General features: G+C 61.2%; 2 protein-coding genes. One reads left to right on the top strand and one right to left on the bottom strand.

Going from position 1 to position 2,539, the window contains the following annotated elements:
- Positions 1 to 1,884, top strand: a 1,884-nt coding sequence (locus KBT70_RS09250; RefSeq protein WP_296631759.1) for an acyl-CoA synthetase, incomplete at its 5' end; no start/stop codon positions are given.
- Between the two features lie 119 nt (positions 1,885 to 2,003).
- On the opposite strand, the gene KBT70_RS09245 is transcribed toward KBT70_RS09250, so the two are convergent.
- On the bottom strand, positions 2,004 to 2,539 hold a 536-nt coding region (locus KBT70_RS09245), incomplete at its 5' end, for an alpha-isopropylmalate synthase regulatory domain-containing protein (RefSeq protein ID WP_296631756.1).

Genomic DNA, 2,539 nt, shown 5'->3' with positions numbered 1-2,539 from the left:
ATGGCGTTCAAGACGCGGCAGGATGCGCTTGATATTCAGAATGAGATGCCTTGGGCGGCGCGCGAGCGCCCTCAGACCATCTATCAGATGTTGAACGAGGTTGCGGGCAAATTTCCGAACCGGCCCGCGATCAGCTATCAGCTTTTCTCTGGCGCGACCGACAAGGCGCAAACCCTGACATGGCAGCAGTTTCACGATCAGTGCTGTCAGGCGGCCAACCTCTTTCGCAGCCTCAAGCTGGGCGAGGGCGATGTTGTGGCGCTGGTGCTGCCCAATTGTCTGGAAACCGCTGTGGCGACCATCGGCGGCATGATCGCGGGCATCGTCAACCCGATCAATCCGCTGCTGGAACCAGAGCAGATCAGCGCCATTCTGCGCGAAACCGGCGCCAAGGTGGTGGTCACGCTCAAGGCATTCCCCAAGACCGACATCGCGCAAAAGACCGCCGAGGCGGTGCGCCATGCGCCAAGCGTGCATACGGTGATCGAGATTGACCTCAACCGCTATCTCACGCCGCCGAAAAGCTGGATCGTACCCCTTGTGCGCCCCAAGAACCCGGTGCAGCACCATGCCGATTGCATGGATTTCAACAAGGCCATCGCGCGCCAGCCCAAGAGCCTCAGCTTTGCAGACAGCACCGGCGACCGGGTGGCGGCCTATTTCCATACCGGCGGCACCACCGGCATGCCCAAAGTCGCGCAGCACAAATATTCCGGCATGATCTATAACGGCTGGATCGGTCACACCCTGCTCTTTACCGAGCAGGACAATGTGATGTGCCCGCTGCCGCTGTTTCACGTCTTTGCCTGCCATGTGATCCTGATGGCGATGATCAAATCGGGCGCGCATGTGGTGTTTCCGACGCCTGCGGGCTATCGCGGCGAAGGCGTGTTCGACAATTTCTGGAAGCTGTGCGAGCGCTGGAAAATCAGTTTCATCATCACCGTGCCCACGGCCGTTTCCGCGCTGATGCAGCGCAAGGTGGATGCGGACCTGTCCACGGTCAAGAACGCGTTTTCCGGCTCGGCCCCGATGCCTCTGGAGCTTTTCAACCGGTTCGAATCGGCCACTGGCATCGCGGTGATCGAGGGCTATGGCCTGACCGAGGCGACCTGCCTTGTCTCGGCCAACCCACCCGAAGGGGAAAAGAAAGTGGGTTCGGTCGGTGTGCCGTTCCCCTACACGGATGTGCGGATCATCAAGGGCACGCCCGATGGGCCGATGGATTGCGCGGTGGATGAGGTGGGCGAGATCTGCATCTCGAATCCGGGTGTCTTTGCGGGCCATACCTATACCGAGGGCGACAAGAATCGCGATCTTTTCTACCATGGGGAGTATCTGCGCACGGGCGACCTGGGGCGGATTGATGCGGATGGCTATCTCTGGATCACGGGCCGCGCCAAGGATCTGATCATCCGGGGCGGCCATAATATCGACCCCGCCGAGATCGAAGAGGCGCTGATGGTGCATAAGGCGGTAGCGATGGCGGGTGCCATCGGGCAGCCGGATGCGCATGCGGGAGAAATCCCCTGCGCCTATGTGGAACTGGTGGCCGGGGCCACGGTGACGGGCGAGGAACTGCTCGAGCATTGCAAGCTGCATGTGCATGAGCGCGCGGCGGTGCCAAAACATGTCGAAGTCTTGCCGGAACTGCCGAAAACGGCGGTGGGCAAGGTGTTCAAGCCCGACCTGCGCAAGCTGGCGATCACGCGGATTTACAACGCGGCATTGGCCGATGCCGGGGTTGCCGCGCGGGTGACATCGGTGGTCGATGACAAGAAACGCGGGCTGGTGGCGAAGGTATCGGGCTCGGCCAGTGCCGAGGGCGAGGCCGTGGGGCATGTGCTGGGCCAATTCGTGCGGCCTTGGGACTGGGCGCAGTAGGGGGCGCTTGAGCCATCCGCGCGGCGCGGTCAACGAAAGCCGCATGACACCAGAGCAACGACAAAAAAGCCCGGATGATCCTCTCATCCGGGCTTTCCGCTTTCTCGCTCAGATATGCCTTATGACACGTCCTTGTAGCTGACCTCGCGGGCGTCGCTGCCGGTTTTCTCGCGGCGCACGAGCAGGCGGTTGAGGGCGTGGACATAGGCCTTGGCCGAGGCCACGACCGTATCGGTATCCGCCGATTGTCCCATCACGATGCGCCCCGCCTCTTCCATGCGCACGGACACGGTGGCCTGTGCATCGGTGCCTTCGGTCACGGCATGCACCTGATAGAGCTGCAACCGCGCCTCATGCGGAAAGAGCGCCTTGACCGCGTTGAACGTGGCATCGACGGGGCCGTCGCCGGTGGCCTCGGTCGAGACCTCGCGCCCGTCGATTTCCATCGTGAGCGTCGCCTGTTGCGGGCCTTCGGTGCCGCAGATCACGCGCAAGTGTTTGATCTGTAAACGATTGTTCTCGGAATCCACACCTGCGTTGACAAGCGCAATAAGATCGTCGTCGTAGATTTCCTTTTTGCGGTCGGCGAGTTCCTTGAACCGGACGAACACATCGTTGAGCTGATTATCAGCCAAGTCATAGCCCAAATCCTTGA

Source organism: Roseovarius sp. (assembly GCF_018066915.1).
Lineage (GTDB): Bacteria > Pseudomonadota > Alphaproteobacteria > Rhodobacterales > Rhodobacteraceae > Roseovarius.
Note: the sequence above shows the minus strand (reverse complement) of the source record. Positions and strands in the feature narration are given on the sequence as shown.